The sequence below is a fragment of the Micromonospora noduli genome, from assembly GCF_003264475.1.
In the GTDB taxonomy this organism is placed as follows: domain Bacteria; phylum Actinomycetota; class Actinomycetes; order Mycobacteriales; family Micromonosporaceae; genus Micromonospora; species Micromonospora noduli.
Genome location: NZ_PYAC01000043.1, coordinates 25824 through 49704 on the forward strand (window position 1 = coordinate 25824; position 23881 = coordinate 49704).

Genomic DNA, 23881 nt, shown 5'->3' on the forward strand with positions numbered 1-23881 from the left:
GACCCAGCGGCCGACGCGACCCACGCGGCCTCGGCGGCCGGGGTCAGTTGTCGCGTTGGCGGGAGACCGTCCGGACCAGGCGCTCGGCCACCTCGCGCAGCGGGATGTCCAGCGACGAGGCGGCGGTCCGCAGCACGTCGAGGGCCTCGGCCGGCGGGCACCCGCGCTGCGTCATGATCACGCCGACGGCCTGACCCACCACCCCGTCGTGCAGGAGTGAGGCGTCCCGCTCACCGGCGAGGATGAGCTGTCGGTTGCGGTCGCGGACGGCGGCGAGCAGCAGGCCGGCGTGTTCGGCGAGCAGCATGGCGGTCAACTGGTGTTGCGGGGTCAACAGGTCCGGCGCGGCGGCGTACAGGTTGATCACCCCGATGACCTGGTCGTCGATGTCGACCGGTGCGGAGATCACCCCGCGTACGCCGAGGTCGCGGGCGTGCGCCGTCCAGGCCGGCCAGCGGAGCTCAGCGGTCAGGTCGGCGGCGAGGATCATCTCGCGGCGGTGGATCGCGCTCATCGCCGGCGTGTCCGGCCCGTGTCGCAGGTCGTCCAGCCCGGCCAGCCCCTCGTCGGAGGCTGCCACCCCGGCCGGCTCGCCGGCCCGCAGGGCGGTGAACCCGCACCAGCGCACCCCGGCGACGGCGTCCCGGGTGACCCGGACCAGGGCCAGCAGCGCCTCATCAAAGTCGGTCAGGGCGATCAGCCCTGCGGTCAGCTCCCGTAACAGTGCGGCTGCTTCCAGGACGCCGAGGGTGTGCACCACCGGTTCCCGCGTGTCGAGGTTCACCGGTTCGCAGCCTCCGTGCCGTCTCGCGCCTGCCCGGCAAGCATCGTCACCTGTGTCATCGTCTGCTCTCTCCCGACTCGACCGACCAGCCCTACTACCCTGGGAAACCTGGGTCGAAACGGCGTAAATCGGGGCCCCGGTCACGCGCGGAGGCGCGATCGGGGCCCCGACGGTCGGTACGTCAGCGCGAGGCGCCGCTGAGCCGCCGCCCGATCGACGCGATCAGACGGTCGAGCTCGGACCCGAACGGGTTGTCGTGCACGAGGTACGTCCAGGTGGCGGTGGGCCGGACCAGGGTGCCGTCGTCGGGCTGCCAGTCCTCATCGAATTCGGTCTCGTTGAACGTGGCGATGGTGCGGGCCTCGATCTCCGGGATCAGGTCGTTGAACGCCGGAACCGCGGCCCGGTGGAACTCGTCCAGCGGGTCGAGCCGGCCCAGGGCGCGCAGGTGCACGCCCTCGCGGACCTCCGACAGCTCGGCCAGGTGCTCGGCCCAGAGCCGGTCCAGGTGGTAGAGCGCGATCGACCGGGCGGCACGGGCGAGCAGGTCCTCGTCCATCTCGCTGGCCTTCTCGGGCTCCTTCTCCAACAGCATCACCGCGGCCACATCGCTGGTGAGCAGCCGCTCCCGGCGGGCGGCGAGGGCCTTGCGCTGCTGCTCGATCACCACGCTGTAGCGCCAGGTGTTGCGGTGGATCTCGTGGTTGACGCCCTCGGCGACCCGCTGGGCGTGCTCCACCGCGTAGTCGACCTGCTCGTCGGTCACCAGACCGTCGGCGTTCATCCGCGGCGAGGCCGGCACCGAGTCGGCGGCGTGCCGGACGACGAGGTCGTCCTCCAGGCTGACGAAGAAGACCGAGCCGCCCGGGTCGCCCTGCCGGCCGGCCCGACCGCGCAGCTGGTCGTCCACCCGGCGGCTGTCGTGCCGGCCGCTGCCGATCACGTAGAGCCCGCCCAGCTCGGCGACCCGCTCCTGGTCGGTCTGGTCGCTGCCGCCGAGGCGGATGTCGACGCCACGGCCGGCCATCTGGGTGGAGACGGTCACCGCGCCGTACGCGCCGGCCTCGGCGATGATCGCGGCCTCTTCGTCGTCGTTCTTGGCGTTCAGTACGACGCAGGGCACCCCGGCGGCGTTCAGCCCGGCGGCCAACCCCTCGGACTCCTTGACGTCCAGGGTGCCGACCAGCACCGGCCGCCCCTTGGCGTGCCAGCGCTGGATCTCGTCGATCAGCGCCTCGTCCTTCTCCGCCCGGGTGGCGTAGATGCGGTCCGGCTCGTCCTCGCGGATGCACGGGGTGTTCGGCGGGATCACCGCGACCTCGAGGTCGAAGAACTCCCGCAACTGGTCGCCGACCAGCACAGCGGTGGCGGTCATCCCGCAGACCTTCGGATAGAGCGCGATGTACGCCTGCATGGCGATGGTGCCGAGCACCTCACCCTCGGCGGTGGCGTCCAGCCCCTCCTTGGCCTCGACCGCGGCCTGGAGACCGTCCGGCCAGCGGCGGCGCTGGGCCACCCGGCCGCGCATCTCGTCGACAAGCTCGACGGAGCCGTCCCGGACGATGTAATCCACGTCACGGTGCAGCAGGGCGTGCGCGTGCAGCGCCACGTTGACAGCGGAGAGCTGCGCGACGTGCTCCTCGTCGTACAGGTCGATGCCGAGCTTGGCCTCCATGGCGGCCAGGCCGGCGGAGGTGAACGCCACGCTGCGCCCGTCCTCGGCGACCGTGTAGTGCTTGCCCTTGCGCAGGCCACGAACGAGCGCGGCGGCGGCGTGCACCGGGTCCTGCTCGCCCGGCACCGCGCCGGCCAGGACCATCGGCACCCGGGCCTCGTCGATCATGATCGAGTCGGCCTCGTCGACGATGGCGGTGGTCAGCGCGGGCTGGACCCGGTCTTCCACGTCGGTGACCAGTTGGTCGCGCAGGTAGTCGAAGCCCGCCTCGCTGACCGAGACGTAGGTGACGTCGCAGGCGTACGCGTCGCGCCGCTCCTGCGGGGTGGAGGCCTCGTTGACCCAGCCGACGGTCAGGCCGAGCAGGGTGTAGACCGGCTCCATCCACTGGGCGTCGCGGCGGGCCAGGTAGTCGTTGATGGTGAGCACGTGCACCGGGCCGTTGCCGAGCCGGACGTGCCCGTACGCGGCGATCGTGGCGGTCAGTGTCTTGCCCTCACCGGTGGCCATTTCGGCGACCTTGCCGGAGAGCAGCGACATCGCGCCGAGCAGCTGCACGTCGTACGGCCGCTGGTCGAGGCCACGGCGGGCGGCCTCACGGCCGACGGCGCAGATCTCCTCGTAACCGGCGGCGGCACCCGCGGCCGCGGTCAGCTCGGCCTCGTCGAGCGCGGTGAGCTCAGCCTCGCGCGCCTCGATCGCCGGGAGCAGTTTCTCCAGCGGAGCAAGATCCACGGTCGAGCCGGGGCGCTGGAGGAACCGCCGGAACTTGCTCTTGAACCGTTGCGACACACCCATGAGCGGCAACGGTACGCGATTCCGGGCGGCTCGCGCGGCCCGGCCGCCCGGCAAGTTGGCCTTCCTGGGGCGCGGTCAGCCGACCAGCAGCTGGTGGCTGGCGAGTTCCCGGTACAGCGGGTCGGTGGCGGTCAGTTCGGCGTGGGTGCCCACGGCCACCACCCGGCCGCCGTCGAGGACGACGATCTGGTCGGCGTCGACCACGGTGGCCAGCCGGTGCGCCACGATCAACAGGGTCCGGCGGACGGCCACGGCGTCGATGGCGCGGCGCAGCGCGACCTCGTTGCGGGAGTCGAGGTTGCTGGTCGGCTCGTCGAGCAGCAGCACCGGCGGGCCGGCGAGCAGCGCGCGGGCGATGGCCAGCCGCTGCCGCTCACCTCCGGAGAGCAGCACGCCACCCTCGCCCACCTGCACGTCGAGGCCCAGCGGGGTGCGCTGCGCCAGGTGGCCCAGGTTGACCTCGTCGAGGACGTCGCGCAATCGGTCGTCGGTGGCGTCCGGGGTGGTGATCAGCAGGTTCTCCCGCAGCGTGCCGGCCAGCACGGGAGCCTCCTGCTCGACGTAGCCGAGCCGGGCCCGCAGTGCGTCGCGGGGCAGGTCCCGTACGTCGGTGCCGTCGAGTCGGACCGCGCCGCCGCTCACCTCGTAAAAGCGCTCGACCAGGGCCAGCACCGTGGACTTGCCGGCGCCGGAGGGACCGACCAGGGCGGTCCGGGTGCCCGCGGGGACCGCGAAGCTGACCTCGTGCAGCACCGGCTCACCGCCCGGGTAGCCGAAGCCGACCCGGTCGAACTCGATCATCGGGGTCGGGCGGCGCGGAGTCGCCGTCGCGGCGGCGCGCGCCGGACTGTCGTCCGCGCCCTCCGCGGGCACGGCCAGAATCTCCTCGATCCGCTGGAGGGCGCCCAGGCCGGACTGCAACTGGGTGTACGCCCGCAGCACCTGACCCAACGGCAGCGCCAGCAGGAACAGGTACATGACGAACGCGACCAGGTCGCCGACGGAGATCGCCCCGGCGGCGACCCGTGCCCCACCGATGCCGAGCACCAGCAGGAACGCGCCCTGCACGGTGACCGAGCCGATCGGGCCGACCAACGCCTGCACCCGGGCCACCCGCAGTCCCGCCGCGTACGCCTCCCGGGCGCTGCCGGTGACGGTCTCCGTCTCCCGGGTCTCGGCGCGGCTGGCCCGGATGGTCCGGGCCGCCGAGATGGCCCGCTCCACCGCCGAGGTCATCTCGCCGATCCGCTCCTGGGCGACTCGGGCCAGCGCCCGGACCCGGCGGGCGAAGGTGGCGGCGAAGACCAGCCCCAGCGCCACCCCGAGCAGGGTGACGCCGAACAGCAGCGGGTCCAGCAGCACCATGGCCGTGCCGGCGCCGAGCACCGTCACCGCCCCGGTGACCGTCTCGAACAGCCCGGAGGTGACAACCGCGCGCAGCAGCGTGGTGTCCGAGCCGACCCGGGAGAGCAGGTCGCCGGTGCGTCGGCGGTCGTACTCGGCGATGGGCAGCCGCAGCAGGTGGCCGGCGAGCCGACGCCGGGTGCCCAGCACCACTCCTTCGGCGGTGCGTTGCAGCAGGTAGTCACGCAGCCCGCCGATCGCCGCGCCGAGCACCACGAGGGCTACCAGCACCGCCACCAGCCGGGACACCCCCTGCTCGGCGCCGATCCGCTCCAGCACCGACCGGGTGAGCAGCGGTTGCGCCAGCGACGCCGCCGAGCCGACCAGCGACAGCGCGCCGACCACGACGAGGGTGCCGCGGTGTTCCCGCAGGTACGGCAGCAACGCGGCCAGGCCGACCGACCGGCTCCCGGGGCTGCCGCCGTCCGGCCGGTCGGTCGAGGTGTCGCCGGAAACCGGCCGGTCCTGCACGGTGCTCATGTCGCGAACGGTAGCCGCCCCTGGCACGCGGCGAAGGCGGGTCAGGTCGCGAGCACCACCTGAAGCTCCTGGCGGCGACGGTCGGCCAGGTCGATGAGGAGGGCGGGCGCCTCGTCGAACGGCACCACCGCCGAGACGAGGTGCTTGCGGATCGCGTCGCCGTACGTCCTGAGCATGTCGACGGTCTCGGCGGAGAGCCGTTCGCGGTCCCAGGTGGGCGCCAGCCCACGCGGCACCCGGCCGATCTGGGCGCAGCGCAGCGACAGCCCGTTGTGGTGGAACTCCTCACCGAGGCGGACCGCGTCCGCGCCGCCCTGGTAGAAGGCGAGGTCGATGACGGTGCCCTGGGGCCGCAGCAGCCGAAGGGCGAGGTGCAGCGCCCACGCCTGCCCCCGGCACTGGAACACCACGTCGGCGCCCCGGTCGCCTGCGGTGTGCGCCCAGCGGGTCTTGAGCACCACCGCCGGGTCGTCCGCGTCGGGGTCGAGGGTTTCCAGACCGAGCGCCTCGGCTACCTGGCGGCGGTGCGGGGTGGGGTCGAGCACCACCACCGACGCGGCGCCGTTGTGCCGGGCGAACAACGCCGTCAGCAGCGCCACGACACCGGCGCCGACGACGGCGACCCGTCGGCCGCGTACCCCGTCGCCGAGCGCGCGGACGTCGGTGCCGTGCAGGTCGGCGGCGGCGTGCAGCAGACCGTTGGCGCAGATCGGGCCCATGTGGGCGACGTAGACGCCGAGCAGCGGGTCCAGGTCGTCGGGCAGCGCCACGAACCGTTCGGCGACCGGGTCGGCCAGCCAGCCGGTGCGGTGCCCGTACGTCATCGCGCCGACAGTGCCCACCGCGACGGCCGGGGTCTCGCTCTCCACCACCCGGCCGACCTGCATGTAGCCGAGTCGGGTCACCGGGTAGGGCGTGCTGGCGGCGCCCGGCTGGAACAGGCCCAGGTCGGCGTTCCAGGTGACGTTCAAATAGGGGTTCGTGCCCTTGACGTAGCTCAGTTCGGTGCCGGCGGAGACGCCGCTGAACAGCGTCTCGACCCGGAACGTGCCGGGGCGCAGCGGGGCGGCGTCCTGCTCGACGAGGTCGACCCGGCCGGGGCCGGTGACCACCACGACCTTGTCACGCATCGACCGTCACCCCGGTGGTGAGCGCCGCCGGCGTGGTCGCGGCGGCGAGCCGCACTGTGGTGCCGGTGCGGGCCGAGTCGGCCACCGCGAGGGCGAGCCGCTGGGTCGCGAGGGCCTCGGCGTACGGGACGCGCACGTCGTCGCCGATGCCGCGGACGGCGTCGACGAAGGCCCGGTCCACCGCCACCCGGGCGGCTTCCGGGTCGGCGGGGAGATGTCGTTCGCCGTCGGCGTCGCGGATCGACAGCCCGTCCTCGGTGATCGCGAGGGCCAGCCCGTCGGCGAGGATCTCCAGGCCGGCGCGGTGCTTCCAGCCGAGGACGCAGGCGGCGCTGAGCGTGCCGACCGCGCCGTCGGCGAAGCGCAGCGCGGCGGTGGTCACCGAGTCGATGTCGGCGCCGTCGACCGGCGGTGGTGTGCCGTTGCCGTACGCGGTGACCTCGGTCACCTCGCCGGCCAGCACACGGATCAGGTCGAGCACATGGGCGGCCTGCTCGACCACCGGGCCGCCGGAGCGGTCCCGCCGCGACCACCACGCCACCGGGGGCACCTTGTCCAGCCAGGCGCCGCTGACCATCCGCACCTGGCGGTCGGCGAGCAGGTCGCGGGCCTGGTCGAGCACGCTCAGGTAGCGCCAGTGGTGGCCGACTGCGGTGCGCAGGCCGCGCCGCGCGACCAGGTCGGCGATCCGCTCGGCGGTGCTCAGGTCGACCGCGACGGGCTTCTCCACGAACATCGGCACCCCGGCCTCGATCACCGCCTCCTCGGCGGGACCGTGCGCAAACGGTGGCACGCAGACGTACACGGCGTCCAGCTCGGTGGCCAGCAGCTCGGCGACGTCGGCGCAGGCCCGCCCACCGTGCTGTGCGGCCAGCGCGGACGCGGCCTCCGGCGCGACGTCCGTGACGCCGACAAGCTCGACGTCGTCGAACCCGGCCAGTACCCGCGCGTGGCGTTGTGCCACGCCGCCGGCTCCGACCAGACCCACCCGGCAGTTCCGCATTCCGACACCCCTTCGAAGACATTTCATGTGCGATGGGAGCAGTCCCCTGAGCTGTGCGCAATCAAACGTTCATCACCCGGGAACGCATTGTCGTCACCACTGTGATCAAGCTGTTGCCGAGAATGCGGTTAGCGCGTGATGAGGAATGGGAACAACCAAATTTGGTTTTTCCACGCACGAACGGAGGGGTGCCCGTGCGGGATACGACATCGAGTGTGTCGCCGGTGGTGGAGGCGTGGGCCACGTACCGGACGACATCGGCGGCGGACTGGCCGACCCGTCGGCTGTTGCGAGCCAAGGGTGAGACCCGGGTCAGCGTGGTGCTGCCGGCGCGCAACGAGGAGGCCACCGTCGGCGCGATCGTGTCGACCATCCGGGAGCACCTGATGGATCGGGTGGCCCTGGTCGACGAGCTGATCGTGGTGGATTCCCGCTCGACGGACCGGACCGCGCAGGTGGCCCGTGCCGCCGGCGCGGAGGTGGTCAGTCAGGACGCGATGACCCGGGGGTTGCCCCGGCTCACCGGCAAGGGCGACGCGCTCTGGGCCGGGCTGGCCGCCGCCGAGGGAGACGTGGTGGCGTTCATCGACGCCGACCTGCGGGAGTTCCGACCGCACTTCGTGAGCGGGCTGCTCGGCCCGCTGCTGACCGACCCGTCGGTCGACTTCGTGAAGGGCTTCTATCACCGGCCCCTGGTGGGCAGCGCCAGCGTGGAGCAGGACGGTGGGGGCCGGGTGACCGAGTTGATGGCCAGACCGCTGCTCAACCTCTTCTGGCCCGAGCTGGCCGGCTTCGTGCAGCCGCTCGCCGGCGAGTACGCGGCTCGCCGGGACGTGCTGGCCCAGGTGCCGTTCGTCTCCGGATACGGGGTGGAGACGGCCATGATGATCGACCTGCTCGAGCTGGTCGGCCTGGACGCGCTGGCGCAGGTCGACCTCGGTGAACGCAAGCACCGCCACCAGGACACCGCCGCCCTGGGCCGGATGTCCGCGCAGATCATGTTGACCGCCTGGTCCCGGCTGCAACGGCGCGGCTGGGCGACCCCCGGGTTCGCGCCGGAGTCGTTGCTGACCCAGTTCCGTCGCGGCGGTTCGGACACCTTGCCGAACCTGGACCGCGAGATCGTGGTCAGCGACGTGTCCATCGAAGAGCGCCCGCCGTTGGCCGAACTGCGCCACCGGGTGCCCCGCCGCCGGGTGGCCGCCGCGTGAGCACGAGGAGCCTCACCGTGCTGATGAACGCCGGCCCGTGGCTGTCCGTGCCACCGCCCGGCTACGGCGGCATCGAGAACGTCATCGCCACCCTGGTGCCGGAGCTGCGGCGACTCGGCGTACGGGTGGTGCTCGCCTCGGTGGGCAGCAGCACCCTGCCGGTGGACGAGCAGATCTCGGTCTTCGCCGACGGGCAGTTCGCCGCGTTGCAGCGGCCGTACAACCAGGTCTGCGGGATCGCCCAGGCGCACCTGGCCGGGGTGGTGCGGGAGTTGCACTCCCGCGACGACGTCGACCTGGTGCACGATCACGTCGAGGCGGTCGGGTTGGCCACCCTCGCCGCGATGGGGCCGGCCGGACCGCCGACCCTGCACACCCTGCACTGGGACCTGGCCAAGCACCCGGCTCTCTACGGCAGTCTGGACGGCGGCGACCGGGTCCGGGTCAACGGCGTCTCCGCGTCGCAGTTGGCCCGTGCCCCGCTGGCGCTGCGGGAGCACTCGGTGGGCCACGTGCACCTGTCCACGCCGCTCGCCGTGGACGCCGACCGGCGGCCCCGACCGGACAAGGGCGAGCACCTGCTCATCCTGGGCCGGATCAACCCGGGCAAGGGGCAGGACGTGGGTGCCCGGCTCGCGCACCGGGTCGGTATTCCGCTGGTGCTGGCCGGCCCCGTCGGCCCGTACCATCGGCCGGCTGACCTGGCCGCGGCCGGCGACGAGGCCCGGCAGAACCCGGACGTGCGGTTCTTCCTCGACGAGGTGGCACCGCACGTCGACGGTGACCTGGTCCGCTGGGTCGGCACCGTGGCCGGACAGGAGCGCGACGACCTGCTCGCCAGCGCCCGCGCGTCGCTGTTCCCGCTGCGGTGGGAGGAGCCGGGCGGCACGGCGGTCGTCGAGTCGCTCGCCCTGGGTACGCCGGTGGTGGCCACCGCCCGGGGCTGCCTGCCGGAGCTGATCGAGCATGGCCGTACCGGGCTGCTCACCACCGACGAGGAGGAGTTGGGCGACCTCGTCCTCGCCGCCGAGTTGCTCGACCCCGACGAGTGCCGGCGGGTGGCCGCGCAGCGCTTCACGCCCGCGGTGATGGCGCAGCGCTACGTCGAGCTGTACGAGCGGGTCCGGCAGTCGGCGAGCGCGCCGAGGTTGCTGCCGGCCTGACCGACGGGCGGGGCCCGGCCGGGGGTTTGCCGGTCGTGCCAGCGGGTAGCCGGCAGCGCTCATGCCCGCCGCGCGACGAGGAGCCGGGAATGGTCGGACCGATGGCGCACTCACGGGCCCGACCCAACCCGGCCGACGGCAAACCGCCGGTCCGTCGCGCGGCGGCGACGGTGGGGGTGCTGTTCCTGCTGATCGGCGTACTCGGCTTCGTGCCGGGGATCACCACCGGCATGGACGCGCTGCGCTTCGCCGGCCACGACTCGGGCGCGTACCTGTTCGGCGTCTTCCAGGTGTCGGTGCTGCACAACCTGGTGCACCTGGCGTACGGGGTGGTGGGTCTGCTGTTGGCCCGGACGGTCACCGGTGCTCGGGCGTTCCTGATCGGCGGCGGCGCGGTCTACCTGGTGCTCTGGCTCTACGGGCTGGCGGTGGACCACGACACCGGGGCGAACGTGCTGCCGGTCAACGACGCCGACAACTGGCTGCACCTGGGGCTCGGCGTCGGCATGATCGCACTGGGCGTCCTGACCGGCCGCCCCGTTGCTGACCGCCGAGCCCAAGCCTGACCTGCCGGGCCCGCCCCTGACCTGGGGTTGCGGGACGTGACCTGCCTCGCCCCGCTGTCGGTCCGGTTTGACCGGGAACGGCCTCGGGTAGTTGGCAGATCCCGACCCAGCAGCGAATTGAGGCGCCGATGTCGAGCGGGATCACCTGCGAGGTGCGCACCACCGCACCGGTGGCGGTCGTCCGGCTCACCGGTCCGCTGCATCTCGGCACGATGCGCTCCGTGCACCGGGCGCTCAGCGACGCGCTGGTCGACCAGCCGGAGGCGCTGGTGGTCGACATGGCCGGGGTGAGCGTGGAGGATCGGTTGGCGCTGTCCGTGTTCGCCGCGACCGCTCGCCGGGCCGAGGAGTGGCCGGCGGTGCCGGTGCTGCTCTGCTCCCCGTCGCCGGTCGCCGCACGATGGCTGGCCGAGTCGACGACGTGCCGGGTGCTCCCGGTGTCCGCGGACTGCGCGGAGGCGACCCGGTTGGCCGGCACGACGTCCACGCTGCGGATGCGGACCCGGCTGGAGCCGGTGGCCGGGGCCTGCCGGCGGGCCCGCGAGTTGGTCACCGAGGCGTGTGCGCGATGGAACCTGCCCGACGCGTCCGGCCCGGCCGCGTTGGTGCTCAGTGAGCTGGTGGGCAACGTGGTGCGCCACGCCGGCACGCCGATGCAGGTGACGGTGACCCTGCGCCGGCCGTATCTGCACCTCGCGGTGGTGGACGGCAGCAGCGCCCAGGCCCGTGCGGGCAGGACGGACCTGCACGCCGAGGGTGGGCGAGGGTTGATGCTGGTCCGGGAGCTGACCCAGCGGTGGGGCAGCGTGCCGGCCGGTCCGGGCAAGGCCGTCTGGGCGATGCTTCCGGCGACCTGAGCGTTCGAGGCGCTTGCGCCGGTACTGGCGATCTGACCGAAATTCCCGTCATTGGCTGGTTACATGGTGTGAGGGTGGGTAGAGCACGCCCGTCCTTTCTGCCGTCACGACGGGGTGAGCAGCCATGCCCAAGCGGGTAACCACAGAACCCGGTCGCGATCGGGGCCCGGCGATCCTGGCACCGGCCCGTTTCGGGGGGTTCCCGGGAGCGGTACGGACACCGGTCCCCGGCAACTCCCTGATCAAGTTCCTCGCCACGACCGACCACAAGCAGATCGGCCTGCTGTATCTGCTGACCTCCTTCGGGTTCTTCCTGCTGGCCGGCCTGGAGGCGATGCTGATCCGGGCCGAACTGGCCCGCCCGGGGATGCAGTTCCTCTCCTCCGAGCAGTACAACCAGCTCTTCACCTCGCACGGCGCGGTGATGCTGCTGCTGTTCGCCACGCCAGCGGCGTTCGGGTTCGCCAACTACATCGTGCCGATCCAGATCGGCGCACCGGACGTGTCGTTCCCCCGCCTCAACGCGCTCGCCTACTGGCTGTACCTCTTCGGCGGCCTCATGGTGGTCGGCGGGTTCCTCGCCCCGGGCGGCTCGGCGGACTTCGGCTGGACCGCGTACGTCCCACTCAGCAGCGTCGAGAACAGCCCCGGCGTGGGCGCGAACATGTGGGTGCTCGGGCTGGTCGTCTCCGGGCTCGGCACCATCCTCGGCGCGGTCAACCTGATCACCACGATCCTCACGCTGCGCGCGCCCGGCATGACCATGTTCCGGATGCCGATCTTCACCTGGAACATGCTGTTCACCAGCGTGCTGGTGATCCTCGTCTTCCCGCTGCTGGCCGCCGCGCTGCTGGCGCTCTCGGCCGACCGGTTGCTCAACGCGCACGTGTACGACGCGGCCACCGGCGGCCCGATGCTCTGGCAGCACCTCTTCTGGTTCTTCGGCCATCCCGAGGTCTACATCATCGCGTTGCCGTTCTTCGGCATCATCACCGAGATCATCCCGGTCTTCTCCCGCAAGCCGCTCTTCGGCTACACGGGGATCGTGCTGGCCACCATCGCCATCACCGTGCTGTCGATGACGGTCTGGGCGCACCACATGTTCGCCACCGGCCAGGTGCTGCTGCCGTTCTTCAGCATCCTGAGCTACCTGATCGCGGTGCCCACCGGTGTGAAGTTCTTCAACTGGATCGGCACCATGTGGAAGGGCCAGCTCACCTTCGAGACGCCGATGCTGTTCGCCATCGGCTTCCTGGTCACCTTCCTGCTCGGCGGCCTCACCGGCGTCCTGCTGGCCAGCCCGCCGGTCGACTGGCACACCCATGACAGCTACTTCGTGGTGGCGCACTTCCACTACGTGGTGTTCGGCACCGTGGTCTTCGCCCTCTTCGGCGGCTACTACTTCTGGTGGCCCAAGATGACCGGACGACTGCTCGACGAGCGGCTCGGCAAGGCGCACTTCTGGACCATGTTCATCGGCTTCCACGGCACCTTCCTGGTGCACCACTGGCTGGGCAGCGAGGGCATGCCGCGCCGGTACGCCGACTACCTGCCCACCGACGGCTTCACCACCCTGAACACGGTCTCCAGCATCTTCGCCTTCATCCTCGGCCTGTCCACCCTCTTCTTCATCTACAACGCCTGGAAGTCCTGGCGGTACGGGGCGATGGTGACGGTGGACGACCCGTGGGGCTTCGGCAACTCCCTGGAATGGGCCACCAGTTGCCCGCCGCCGCTGCGCAACTTCGACCGGATGCCCCGGATCCGCTCCGAGCGCCCCGCCTTCGACCTGAAGTACGGCCCGCTCGTCGCCGATCTGGGCCGCGACCTGCCGCAGCGCACCACCAAGCCGCCACAGCACTTCGCCGAGGAGTTCCGGATGGAGCATCACGCCCCGGAGTCGCCGTCCGCCGAGGGCGCGCACGGCGCACGCGACGCGGTCGACTACCAGCCGGCGCCGCGCTCCGGCGCCCGGCCGGTGGACGTGCCGGAGCCTGAGGGCGTCCGCCGGCCGAGCTTCGAGCAGAGCGACCCGCCGCAGGACGCCGAGGACGAGCCGAAGCCACACGAGCGCTGGCGCCACCCGCACAGCGACGGCAACCCCGAAGAGCACTGACCAGGGGTACGCGCAGAAGGGCCGACACCCAGCGGGGTGTCGGCCCTTCTGCCGTCCGTGTGCGTCAGTCCCGGGCCGGCGCCAGGCCGGCGGCGGTGAGCGAGCGGCGTACCGCGGGCTGGACCCGGGTCAGCCGCAGCGGCACCCCGGTCCGCTCCGCCGCGTCCCGACCGGCCATCAGCGCGGCGATCCCACCGGCGTCGAAGCCACCCGCGCCGACCAGGTCGACGACCACCTCGCTGGGCTGGCCGGTGACCGCCTCCAGCATGGCCCGACGCAGCTGGTCCGCGCCGTCGCGGTCGATCTCGCCGCCGACCTCGACCACCACCGAGTCGCCGTTCTGTTTGACCGAGATCCGGGTCTTGCCCGGGTCGGGTTCGGCGGCGCCGTTCTGCCACGGCGGCGGCGCGTCGGCGAGCATCGCCTGGCGCAGCCAGGTGAGCGCCCGCGACAGCAGCCGGGACACGTGCATCTGCGAGATGCCGAACCGGGCGGCGATCTCCGCCTGGGTCTGGTTGCCGTAGAAGCGCATCGCGAGGATCCGTCGCTCACGCCAGGGCAGTCGGTGCAGCAGGCCGCTCACCGTCACCCGGTCGTCGACCGACTCCAACGCGTTGTCCGACTCGCCGACCAGGTCCCCGAACTCGGCGGAGCTCTCCCCACCCACCGGCGCGTTCAGCGAGGCCGGGCTGTAGCCGGCCGCTGACTCCAGGGCGGCGAGGATCTCCTCCTCCGGGGTCTCCAGCCGGGCGGACAGCTCGGCCACCGACGGGGCCCGGGACAGCTCGCTGGTGAGTGCGGCGGTGGCCTGCCCCACCTCGAGGATCAGGTCTCGCAGCCGGCGGGGCACGTGCACGCCCCAGGTACGGTCCCGGAAGTGGCGTTTGATCTCGCCCACGATGGTGATCGCGGCGTACGCGGTGAACGAGCCCCGTTCGGGGTCATAGCGGTCGACGGCGTTGACCAGCCCCAGCCGGGCAACCTGCTCCAGGTCCTCCAGCGGCTCCCCCCGCCCCCGGTACCGACGGGCCAGCCGGCCGGCGAACGGCAGCGCGAAGCGCACCAGGTCGTCCCGGGCCTCCCCCCGCCGCTCCGGCGGCAGCCCGGCGATCCGGGCCGCGTACGCCATCGCTGCCGCGTCGAGATCCTCCAGACCTCGATCGGTGGGTGGTGGTGGGGTCGTGGTCGTGGTCGTGCTCGTCTGTCCGAACATCCGCGCCTCCCTCAGGAAGGTCCCCCGCCCGGATCGGGAAACCGGTCGTGCGCGTGGTCGAGCCACGCACCGGGCCGGAAAGTGGGTCAGTGACTGGGATGCCAGCGGGCGACACCGCCTCTACGCAGCGCAATCAGGCCGTCGCAGCCAGCGATGTTCCCGCTCCGTAGGTACTCAATCACGGGACCCGGGGTTCGCGAGGATGTTTCGGCGTGCTCCGTCTCAGGAGACCAACAACCCCTGGTGGCCGCCGCTGTCGCGGAGCACTGCCAGCGCCTCGGCGACCCCCAGCGGGGGCGGCGCGGGCAGGTCGTACGGCTGGGCGCGCAGCACCTCGGTGGCCCGACGGGTGGGCACCGAGGTGACCGGGTAACCCCGGGCGGTGGTGCGGTCCAGCGCCCGACGCCGCCGACCGAACCCGGCGACGGCCAGCCACTGCGGCAACCCGGCCAGCGCGGGTGAGCGCACCCCGGGCGGCTCGGGCAACACGTCCACCGAGCTGAACGCCTCGCTGCCGGCGAGCCACCACTCGGCCTCGTCGACGCTGCGGCGGGTGGCGTTCTCACACCAGTACGGCACCAGCCCCGCCCGCACCACCTGCCACGGGTCGAGCAGTCGACCGCACTCCACCACCAACCGGTCACCGGTCTTGCCGGCGCGCCGCAGCCACCGCCGGTACAGGTCGGCCACGCCCGCGCTCAGCGCCGCCGGCCGGGGCACCAACACCCGGTGCAGCGGGTGCTGGTGGCGGGCGGACCAGTCCCGCGCGGCCAACTCGAAGCCCGAGTCGACGCCGTGCTCGGCGTACGCCGACGGCACGGAAACCTCCGGCGGCTGCCACCGGGTCGCGTCGCCGCCGACGGAGCGCAGCACCTGCCGCAACGCGTGGCTGTCCGGGTGGAAGTCCACCGGGTCCAGCCCACTGCCCGGGCAGCCGACCTGGAAGCTGTGCCCCGGCCCGCGCTCCAGCACCGGCCAGGTGCGCGCGTCGCGGACCAGGAGCACTGGGGCGCCCGGCACCAGCAGGTCGGCCAGGAACCGCGCGTACGCGGCCGGCAGGGCCCTCCACGCGGCGGTCAGCGACACGGTCGCCCCGGTCAGCGCGCCACGGCTGGCCGGGCAGTGCACCTGGCGCAGGTGCAGGTCGGCGTTGCCGGCGAGCAACCGGGTGGCGAGTGCCGCGCCATGCTCCGCGGCGTCCGCCGGGCGGTCCACTCCGCCGTCGGACCAGTGCACTGTCATCTCGAAGCCCGACGGCAGCCACGGCACGCCGAGGGCCACCGCGAGGTGTGCGGCCGCGCCGTGCGGAGAGCCGATCAGCACCCCGGGGTAGCGCCGGCGGGGGTACTGGTCGACGAACCAGCGGGCCACCCTTGCGGCGTCCACCTCGTCGACCTGGGCCACTGTGAGCGCGACCCGGCCGGCGGCACGGGTGACCGCGGCACGGCGTACCGGCTCGGGGGCACCGGGGAACCGCGACGTCGGCCCGGTGTGCCCGAGGTCTGCGCAGTCGACCCCGCGTAGTGCCCGGGCGGTGGCGGCGACCAGCACCCGGGCGGAGCTGCCCGCGGCCACGACCCGGTCGCCGGCGAGACCGGCGCCATCGGCCGTGAGCCCCTTGTGCACCTTGTGCACCGGCCCCACCTTGCCTCGTTCGCTCACCACGCGGCCCGGCTTCCCGTCCCGATGGGGTTCAAACGGGGCATCACCCACCTGGCGGCACATTCCGCTGGTCAGCGGGGTGCCCCGGTCATCACCGGCGTTCGACGGCTCGGGTTTCGCCAGGGCCAGGGCGGGCACTTCCGGGGCCATGCGCACCGACGACACCAGCGAGCCCGCCGCCGCCACGATCACCCCGTACGAGGACGGACCGCTGCTGGTCCGCGGCGACTTCGCGTTGGTCACCCCGGACGGCGAGCGCATCGACGCACGGCGGGGCACTGTGGCGTTGTGCCGGTGCGGCAAGTCGGCGCTCAAGCCGTTCTGCGACGGCACCCACAAGGCGATCAACTTCCGCGCGGGCACCACCCGCGAAGGCTGACCCCACGTCGCCGCGTCGCGCAGCGAGAGGGCGCGGAGGGGCCGCACCAGAGGCTCCGCCCCTTTGATCAGACGAGCGCGGGCGGGGCCACCTCGGGTGCCGCGACAAGCGAGACCTTGGGCGGCACGGCCGGCGGGGCCGGTGCGCGCAGCGAGCTGCGGCCGGCGGCCCAGCTGTCCAGCAGGTGCGCGGCGAACAGCCGGTCCACCGCTAGCCCTGCCGCCGCGCCGAAGAGCACATCCGAGGCGAGGGCCGGCTCGACGCTTACCAGGCCACCGCACATGTCGTGTGCGGCGATCTGCTCGTGCACCGCGTCGGCCTCGACGTGCTCGTCGTAGAAGCGGGTGGCCACCTCATCGAAGCCGAGCCGGCGCAACCCGTTGCCGTAGCGACGGTTGGGCAGCGACGAGGTCATCTCGAACGCGGCCAGGTGCCCGAGCAGCGCGCCGCGCAGCCGTCGGTGCAGCCCGAACAGCGACATCAGGTTGTTGGTCGCCAACGTCACCGCCGGCGCCTCGGCGATGTGGGCGCCGTAACCGGTGTGCAGGCCCAGCCGGTCGAGGGTGCTCCGGAACAGCTCGGCGTGCATCCGGTCCAGCCGCCCGTTGCCGTACTCGTCGGTCTGGATCTCCACGAGCGCGGCCTTGGCCGGGCCACCGAGGCGGGGCAGCGCCCAGCTGTGCGGGTCCGCCTCCCGCAGGTGGTAGACGGAGCGGTGGACGACGAACTCGCGGAACTGGGTGAGGTTGGCGCGGCGTTGCAACGTCGCGGCCAGCGCCGGCCCGTCGTCGGCAGCGACCAGCTCGGCCAGGCCGGCCGCCACCCCGGCAGCGGGCACCGACGGCGCGCCGACCAGCCGACGCAGCGCCGTCTCGAATACCCGTTCGCAGCGGGCACGCACCGCCAGTAGCGTCGGCTGCCACTCCCACGACTCGTCCACCCCGAGCCAGCCCCGGTAGTGCAGCTCGTAGCAGAGGAACAGCGTCAGCTGCAGGTCCTCGTCGGTGATCGGGTCCGCCGGGTAGAGGTCGACGCCGAGATCGGCCGGCAGGTCGTGCGGCGTGTGCCGCAGAGCCTCCACGACCGCCGCGGAGAGCGGACCCCGTGCCGTCGGCAGGGTCGCGGGACCGTAGCGGCGGTCGGCGGGCTCGGACATGGGACCTCCAGCGTCGTCGGGCCGCTACTCATGCCCTGGTCCAGGGTGGCTAAACGAGGTCGTCAGCGTTCGCGGTGGCCTCCACCTGCTCGCGGACCTTCCGGGCCGGAGCGCCCTCGGCGTACAGGCCCCGCAGGTCGGCGAAAGCGGGCTCCGGCGGCGCCAGCGACACCGCCGGGTCGACGACCGCCTCCAGTACGCAGGGGCGGTCCGCGGCGAGCGCCTCGTCCCAGGCCGCGCCGACCAGCTCCGGACGGTCCACCCGCACCCCGTGCAGCCCCAGCAGCCGGGCCCACCCGGCGTACGGCACGTCGGGGCGGCGGCGGGTCGGGTCGGACGACGGTTGTCGCCCGCCACCCATGCCGTTCTGGTCCCTGTTGTTGAGCACCAGCACCACCAGCCGCGGGTCGCGCCACTGCTGCCATAGGTGCGAGACAGTGATCAGTTCGGCGAGCCCGTTGAGCTGCATCGCCCCGTCACCGACCAGCGCGACCACCGGCTGGTCGGGCGCGGCGAGCTTGGCCGCCACCGCGTACGGCAGCGCACAACCCATCGAGCCCAGGGTGCCGCACAACTGCGCGTTGACCCCCGGTGGCAGGGTGAGGTGCCGGGCGTACCAGTAGAGGACCGAGCCGACGTCGACGGCGACCGACCCGGTCCCGGGCATCCGGGCGGACAGCTCCTGGAGGACGAGCTGCGGGTTGACCGGGTCCGCGGCGGCGGCGACCCGCTCGGCGGCGACCTCCCGCCAGCGGTCCACCGAACTCTCCACGGTGGCCCGCCACTGCTGCTCGGGCCGACCACGTACCCGGCTCAGCAGCGCCCGCAGCGTCTCGGCGGCGTCACCGACCAGCGGCACGTCGGCCGGGTAGCGGGTGCCGATCCGGCGGCCATCGATGTCGATCTGGACCGTGCGCGCCTGCTCGGGCATCGGGAAGTAGTCGGTCCACGGGTCGTTGGTGCCGACCATCAGCAGCGTGTCGCAACCACCCATCAGCTCGGCGGCCGCCGGGGTGCCGACCTCGCCGAGCACCCCGGTGTGGAACGGCAACCGCTCGTCGAGCACCGGTTTGCCGAGCAGCGAGGTGGCCACCCCGGCGCCGAGCCGGTCGGCCATCTCGATGATCTCGGCGGCCGCGTCCCGACCGCCCTGGCCCACCAGGATCGCGGTCCGCTGGCCGCCGCCGAGCAGCTGCGCGGCGGCGTCCAGGTCCACGTCGTGCGGCAGGACCCGGGCCAGCGGTTCGCCGGGGGTCGCTGTGATCACCCCGGCGCCGTACGACTGCAGGTCGGGCACCAACGCCTCCTGCAACTGTCGGGGCAGCACCACGCACGTCGGGCTGCGGGTCGCCGCCGCCGTCCGGAACGCCTGGTCCAGCAGCGCCCCCACCTCGTCGGGACTGCGGCCGTACCGGACGAACTGGTTGCACACGTCCCCGAAGAGCCGGCTCAGCCCGATCTCCTGGTGCGCGCCGCCGAGCGGCCCGGAGATGTCCTCCCCGACGATGGCCACCACCGGCTTGCTGTCCAGCTTGGCGTCGTAGAGGCCGTTGAGCAACTGGACGGCGCTGGGGCCCTGGGTGGCGAGGCAGACCCCGATGCCGCCGGTGAACTTGGCGTGCCCGGTGGCCATGAACGAGGCGGTCTCCTCGTGCCGGGCCGGGATGAACGCCGGCTCGCCGCCGGTGCGGTCCAGCGCGTCGACCAGTGGAGCGATCGCCTCGCCCGGGTACCCGAAGGCGCGGGGCACCCGCCAGGCCAGGAGCCGCTCCACCACGACGTCCGCAACCGTTCGGTCAACCATTGCCGCGCCCCGGTGTGCTGGGGTCGACGTACCGCAGTACCGCGCCGACGCCGTCGGTGAGGTCGGGCGCCTCGTCGGCGCCGAGCACCGTCAGTGCCGCGTCGGTGCCCACGAGCGCCCGGACCAGTGCCGCGTCGGCGCGTACCCGCTGCGGGTCGGCCACCGACATGGCGGCCAACTGCCCCGGGTCGACGGCGATCTCGGTGGGTTGCGCGCCGATCCACAGCTCACCGTTCGCCGACGGGTCGTCCACGATGAGCATCATGTCGACCTGGTTGCGTTGCAGGGCCGAGACGACCGCGTCGAGCCCGCCGCCCACGTCCTCCTGCACGCCGAACTTGTCCAGCGCGGCGCTGATCCGCTGGTCGGCGATCTCCGCGATGGTCTGCACGGTGAGGTCGTCCAACATCGTCTGGTCGGCGCCGCCGGCCCGCGACCCGGCATCGGTACGAACCACCAGGTCCTGCCAGCGCTCCGGCATCTGGGCGGCGATCATTCCGGTGGCCCGGACGTCACCGGCGACCACCACCACGTCCGCGCCGACCCGGTCGGCCAGCTGCACTGTCGCCGCGGTGACGTCGCCGGCGTTCTGGTGCCACGCCTCCATGGCCGCCCGCTGGTAGCGCGACTGCGACCAGCCGCCGGGCTTCGCCCGCCGCAGCGGGTACTCGTCCCGCCCGGCGACGTGCGCTCGTCGGGGCACCCCGCCGGCGCTGACCGCCATCGCGTCGGCGCCGAGGCGGTCGGCGACCACACGTACCCAGGCCACCTGCTCGCCGCGTTGGGCGAGCAACGGCATCACGTGCGGCAGCGGCCCCACGTGGGCCAGGTCCCGCAGTGGCGGCGCGGACAGGTACTCGGAGAGCACCACCTGGCCGTGACTGGCGAAGAGCGCCAGGCCGTAGTCCCCGACCATCGGGTCATGACCTCGGACCACGCGGTCCAGCGCGGCGATGTTCGCCTCGTCGGCCCCCTGTTCGGCCAGGCTGCGCTCCAGGGCACGCCAGCGCAGATCCAACGCGGGATGGGCGTCCTCCGTGTCCGCGGAGGCGTCCAGATACACCGAGCACCACGGCCCGGGACGGTCGTAGAGCGGGCGCAGGAAGGACAGCTGCATGCTCGACCCCTTTCCAGCTCGGCCCCCCGCTTACCCGGGTCGCCGGGGATGTCACCTCGCGGCCGTGAGCCCGTGACCAGGTTTCATTCACGTCGTTCAACCGACGACGTCGATACGATCTGTGAACACAAGCGGACTCTCGGTGGTGGAAATGGACAGCGGACTCGATACCCGACGGATCGTGCACCCGACGGAACGAATCGTCACCGGGCGGCTGATCCGCCTGCTCGACGGCTACACCCGTGAGGTACGCATCGGTCAGCCGGTGCTGGTGGCGGTGCTCGCGGCGGCGGCCTTCGCCCGGCTGCCCGCCCTGCTTCTGCGCTCGCTCTTCTCGTTCGGCGGCGGCGGCACCCGCCGTCGCTGGAAGGAGCTGAAGCAGGGTCCGGAATACCTGGTCACCCCGGTGCGGCTACGCAACGCCGCCGGTCAGCTCTGCGAGGTGGAGCTGCACGGTCACCTGCCGCAGAGCGCCCTGCACCCGGCAGACCAGGTGCAGCTCACCCTGCGCCCGCAACGCGACCCGGAGCTGCCGCCCCGGATCGAGCGGATCGTCAACCTCACCACCGGGCAGCTGCTGACCCCGCGTACGGCGACGCTCTGGTCGCATCTCGGGCCGCCACTGCTGTTGCAGGCGTTCCTGGGCACGCTGCTGCTGGCCGGCGTCGCGGCCTGCTCCGCGCTGACCTGACCGGCCCCGGCGGGTCGGCGGTTCAGCCGACCGGGGTGGGTGTGCGGGTGGTTCGGCGGTTCAGCCGACCGGGGCGGGCTCGCGGGCCGGTTGCCGGTCGACGCCGAGCATCCCCCGGCGGCGGGCCCAGCGCTCGAAGGCCAGGGTGGCGAACGGCGGCACCGCGCTGGCCAGGGCCACCGCCGTGGCCAGCAGGCTCCACCGGTGCAGCCGGGCCACGGCAAGCACCAACAGGACGTACGCGACGAACAGGCCGCCATGGATCGGCCCGAAGATCTTGACGCCCAGCTCGTTGTCCGGCGGACCGTACTTGACCAGCATGCCGACCAGCAGGGCCAGCCAGGAGCAGGCCTCGGCGATCGCCGCCGCGACGAACAGCCGGGTCACCTTCTCGCGCATCCGCACGCCACCACCTCTCGGCCCGCAATGCTATCGGTCCGCTCTGGCTGGGCTAACAGGGCGGGCAGTTGGGTAGGAAAGGGTCCTCGGGTCTTCCCCCGCCCGCCGATCACGTGCGAGGTTAGGGGGACCAGCGGTGACGGGGTGGTGACCATGGGCGAGGACGTCGGCGTACGAACCTTCAGTCGAGAGGATCGAGCCCGGTACCGCGACAAGGTCCGCCGCTGTCTGGATGTCTTCGCCGAGATGCTGCGCGAGTCCCGCTTCGACCTCGACCGGCCGATGACCGGCGTGGAGATCGAGCTGAACCTGGTCGACGAGGCGTCGAATCCGGCGATGCGCAACGCCGACGTGCTGGCGGCCATCGCCGATGAGAGCTTCCAGACCGAGCTGGGCCAGTTCAACATCGAGATCAACGTGCCGCCGCGCCGGCTGACCGGCACCGGCACCGCCGACTTCGAGGAGTACGTGCGGGCCAGCCTCAACGCCGCCGAGGTGAAGGCCCGGGCGATCGGCGCGCACATGGTCATGATCGGCATCCTGCCGACGCTGCGCCCCGAGCACCTGACCGCCGAGACGCTGTCGGCCAACCCCCGCTACAAGCTGCTCAACGAGCAGATCTTCGCGGCCCGCGGCGAGGATCTGCCGATCGCCATCAGCGGGGTGGAACGTCTGGCGGTCACGGCCGACACGATCACCCCGGAGGCGGCCTGCACCAGCACCCAGTTCCATCTCCAGGTCAGCCCGGCCCAGTTCGCCGACTACTGGAACGCCGCCCAGGCGGTGGCCGGCATTCAGGTGGCGGTCGGCGCGAACTCGCCGCTGTTCTTCGGCCGGGAGCTGTGGCGCGAGACCCGCATTCCGCTGTTCCAGCAGGCCACCGACACCCGGTCGGAGGAGATCAAAGCCCAGGGGGTACGCCCCCGGGTCTGGTTCGGCGAACGCTGGATCACCAGCGTGTTCGACCTGTTCGAGGAGAACGTGCGTTACTTCCCGGCGCTGCTGCCGGTCTGCGATCCGGAGGACCCGGCGCAGGCCCTCGCGGCCGGTGAGGTGCCCAATCTGGCCGAGTTGCGCCTGCACAACGGCACCGTCTACCGGTGGAACCGCCCGGTGTACGACGTGTCGCGGGGCCGGCCGCACCTGCGGGTGGAAAATCGGGTGCTGCCTGCCGGCCCGACCGTGCTGGACACCATCGCCAACGGCGCCTTCTACTTCGGGTTGGTGCGCGCCCTCGCCGAGTCGGACCGGCCACTGTGGTCGCAGATGTCGTTCAGCGCCGCCGAGGAGAACTTCACCAGCTGCGCCCGGCATGGCATCGACGCGCAGGTCTTCTGGCCCGGTCTCGGCTATCTGCCCGTCACCGAGTTGGTGTTGCGCCGGTTGCTGCCGATGGCGCATCACGGCCTGGACCGGTGGGGGCTCGACCCGGCCGAGCGTGACCGGTTGCTCGGCATCATCGAGCAGCGGTGCCTGACTGGCCGCAACGGCGCGACCTGGCAGGTGGAGACTCTGCACCGGTTGGAGTCGGCCGACCACCTGGACCGGCCGGAGGCGCTGCGCGAGGTGGTCCGACACTACGTCGACCTGATGCACAGCAACCGGCCGGTGCACGAGTGGCCGATCCCCTGAGCACATACCGGATGGTCGGCCCGATCGGCGCGGGGCTCAGCCTCGCGGGGTGGGAACACCGAAGAGGTCGATGATGCCGCCGGGAAGCTGGGCGAGCAGGTCGTGCCGCTCGTCGTCGTTCAGCGCCTCGGCGACGGTACGCAACACCGCCTGGGCGTGTTGACGCACTTGGTCCGCGTTGGCGACCTGTTCGCGGTCCCCGACGTGCTTCAGGAACTCGCCGACGTCCCACCGGCGGCCCTGCGCGTTGCGGGTGACGGACCCGTTCAGCCGCTCCGGTAGCTGTGCCGCCAGGTGGTCCGCCTCCTGTCCGGCGAGCCGTTCACCGAGCACCGACAGGACGGCCTGTATGGACCGCACCGCCTCGTTCTCACCGAGGCCCGCGCGCTGTCGTACCGTGGCGATCATCTGCTCGTACTCCATGCCCCGCTCCTTCGGTCTCGTCGGCATGCCGTCGGGCCTGCCTGGGGACGAACGGGGCGAGTTCCCAGGCTCCCTGGTGACAAACGGGTCCTGCGCGGACCCGGGCTTTCCCACCGTCGGCGGGCGAGACCTCACAAAACATGCCAGTCGCGTCACCCGGGTCTCCAGCTGAGCCAGCTCGGGCCGTGTCGGAAGCCTGCCCGCTGATACAGGGGCAC

20 protein-coding genes are annotated in these 23881 nt (G+C 72.5%); 8 read left to right on the forward strand and 12 right to left on the reverse strand.

Annotated elements, in window-relative coordinates:
- Positions 1 to 43 precede the first annotated feature (43 nt).
- The 5 genes from MED15_RS31600 to MED15_RS31620 form a co-directional block, all read right to left on the reverse strand.
- Positions 44 to 784: a GAF and ANTAR domain-containing protein gene (locus tag MED15_RS31600; RefSeq protein ID WP_112587468.1), complete on the reverse strand. Its 741-nt coding sequence runs from the start codon at positions 782 to 784 to the stop codon at positions 44 to 46.
- A 181-nt stretch (positions 785 to 965) separates the two neighbouring features.
- Positions 966 to 3257: an accessory Sec system translocase SecA2 gene (gene secA2 / locus MED15_RS31605; protein ID WP_112587470.1), complete on the reverse strand. Its 2292-nt coding sequence runs from the start codon at positions 3255 to 3257 to the stop codon at positions 966 to 968.
- Positions 3258 to 3332: 75 nt separating this feature from the next.
- Positions 3333 to 5141 (reverse strand): ABC transporter ATP-binding protein, encoded by a 1809-nt coding sequence (locus MED15_RS31610; protein ID WP_225855329.1) that lies wholly within the window; start codon positions 5139 to 5141, stop codon positions 3333 to 3335.
- Between the two features lie 41 nt (positions 5142 to 5182).
- A complete protein-coding gene (locus tag MED15_RS31615; protein ID WP_112737710.1) occupies positions 5183 to 6271 on the reverse strand; it encodes a zinc-dependent alcohol dehydrogenase in 1089 nt (362 codons plus the stop codon).
- The gene (locus MED15_RS31620) at positions 6264 to 7274 is read right to left on the reverse strand and encodes a Gfo/Idh/MocA family protein (RefSeq protein ID WP_112587474.1); all 1011 of its coding nucleotides are present in this window, start codon (positions 7272 to 7274) and stop codon (positions 6264 to 6266) included. The genes MED15_RS31615 and MED15_RS31620 overlap by 8 nt, the downstream gene beginning before the upstream one ends.
- A gap of 227 nt (positions 7275 to 7501) precedes the next feature.
- Here MED15_RS31620 and MED15_RS31625 point away from each other — a divergent pair, with 227 nt between their 5' ends.
- The 5 genes from MED15_RS31625 (at position 7502) to ctaD (ending at position 13187) form a co-directional block, all read left to right on the forward strand.
- Entirely contained in the window at positions 7502 to 8485 is a 984-nt protein-coding gene (locus tag MED15_RS31625; RefSeq protein WP_225855332.1) for a glucosyl-3-phosphoglycerate synthase, read from the forward strand.
- Between the two features lie 23 nt (positions 8486 to 8508).
- Positions 8509 to 9648, forward strand: coding sequence for a glycosyltransferase (locus MED15_RS31630; RefSeq protein WP_112587928.1), 1140 nt, complete (start codon positions 8509 to 8511; stop codon positions 9646 to 9648).
- An 89-nt stretch (positions 9649 to 9737) separates the two neighbouring features.
- Positions 9738 to 10214, forward strand: a complete 477-nt coding sequence (locus MED15_RS31635; RefSeq protein WP_112730844.1) for a DUF4383 domain-containing protein — start codon at positions 9738 to 9740, stop codon at positions 10212 to 10214.
- Positions 10215 to 10342: 128 nt separating this feature from the next.
- Positions 10343 to 11071: an ATP-binding protein gene (locus tag MED15_RS31640; RefSeq protein ID WP_112587478.1), complete on the forward strand. Its 729-nt coding sequence runs from the start codon at positions 10343 to 10345 to the stop codon at positions 11069 to 11071.
- Positions 11072 to 11195: 124 nt separating this feature from the next.
- Positions 11196 to 13187, forward strand: coding sequence for an aa3-type cytochrome oxidase subunit I (ctaD, locus tag MED15_RS31645; protein ID WP_112587480.1), 1992 nt, complete (start codon positions 11196 to 11198; stop codon positions 13185 to 13187).
- 64 nt (positions 13188 to 13251) lie between these two features.
- On the opposite strand, the gene MED15_RS31650 is transcribed toward ctaD, so the two are convergent.
- Positions 13252 to 14400, reverse strand: a complete 1149-nt coding sequence (locus MED15_RS31650) for a SigB/SigF/SigG family RNA polymerase sigma factor (RefSeq protein ID WP_112587482.1) — start codon at positions 14398 to 14400, stop codon at positions 13252 to 13254.
- A 222-nt stretch (positions 14401 to 14622) separates the two neighbouring features.
- Positions 14623 to 16065 carry a hypothetical protein gene (locus MED15_RS31655; protein WP_225855330.1) on the reverse strand — a complete coding sequence of 481 codons (1443 nt, stop codon included), beginning with the start codon at positions 16063 to 16065 and terminating at the stop codon, positions 14623 to 14625.
- Between the two features lie 145 nt (positions 16066 to 16210).
- Between MED15_RS31655 and MED15_RS31660 the strand changes: the two genes are divergently transcribed.
- The gene (locus MED15_RS31660; RefSeq protein WP_112587484.1) at positions 16211 to 16441 is read left to right on the forward strand and encodes a CDGSH iron-sulfur domain-containing protein; all 231 of its coding nucleotides are present in this window, start codon (positions 16211 to 16213) and stop codon (positions 16439 to 16441) included.
- Positions 16442 to 16508: 67 nt separating this feature from the next.
- Here MED15_RS31660 and MED15_RS31665 read toward each other — a convergent pair whose 3' ends face one another.
- From MED15_RS31665 to MED15_RS31675, 3 genes are read right to left on the reverse strand one after another with little or no spacing between them, the layout of a single operon-like run.
- Positions 16509 to 17597: an iron-containing redox enzyme family protein gene (locus MED15_RS31665; protein WP_112587486.1), complete on the reverse strand. Its 1089-nt coding sequence runs from the start codon at positions 17595 to 17597 to the stop codon at positions 16509 to 16511.
- 49 nt (positions 17598 to 17646) lie between these two features.
- Positions 17647 to 19401 carry a thiamine pyrophosphate-binding protein gene (locus MED15_RS31670; protein WP_112698326.1) on the reverse strand — a complete coding sequence of 585 codons (1755 nt, stop codon included), beginning with the start codon at positions 19399 to 19401 and terminating at the stop codon, positions 17647 to 17649.
- Complete coding sequence (locus MED15_RS31675) at positions 19394 to 20518, reverse strand: baeRF2 domain-containing protein (RefSeq protein WP_112602006.1); 1125 nt, start codon at positions 20516 to 20518, stop codon at positions 19394 to 19396. The genes MED15_RS31670 and MED15_RS31675 overlap by 8 nt, the downstream gene beginning before the upstream one ends.
- Before the next feature lie 142 nt (positions 20519 to 20660).
- On the opposite strand from MED15_RS31675, the gene MED15_RS31680 reads away from it, so the two are divergent.
- Complete coding sequence (locus tag MED15_RS31680; protein WP_181518497.1) at positions 20661 to 21209, forward strand: hypothetical protein; 549 nt, start codon at positions 20661 to 20663, stop codon at positions 21207 to 21209.
- Between the two features lie 60 nt (positions 21210 to 21269).
- Here the strand turns inward: MED15_RS31680 and MED15_RS31685 are convergent, their stop codons facing one another.
- The gene (locus MED15_RS31685; RefSeq protein ID WP_112602008.1) at positions 21270 to 21608 is read right to left on the reverse strand and encodes a DUF3817 domain-containing protein; all 339 of its coding nucleotides are present in this window, start codon (positions 21606 to 21608) and stop codon (positions 21270 to 21272) included.
- Between the two features lie 153 nt (positions 21609 to 21761).
- Here MED15_RS31685 and MED15_RS31690 point away from each other — a divergent pair, with 153 nt between their 5' ends.
- Entirely contained in the window at positions 21762 to 23240 is a 1479-nt protein-coding gene (locus tag MED15_RS31690; RefSeq protein WP_112730856.1) for a glutamate-cysteine ligase family protein, read from the forward strand.
- Positions 23241 to 23276: 36 nt separating this feature from the next.
- On the opposite strand, the gene MED15_RS33710 is transcribed toward MED15_RS31690, so the two are convergent.
- The gene (locus MED15_RS33710; RefSeq protein ID WP_167457772.1) at positions 23277 to 23663 is read right to left on the reverse strand and encodes a DUF2267 domain-containing protein; all 387 of its coding nucleotides are present in this window, start codon (positions 23661 to 23663) and stop codon (positions 23277 to 23279) included.
- Positions 23664 to 23881: the final 218 nt, after the last annotated feature.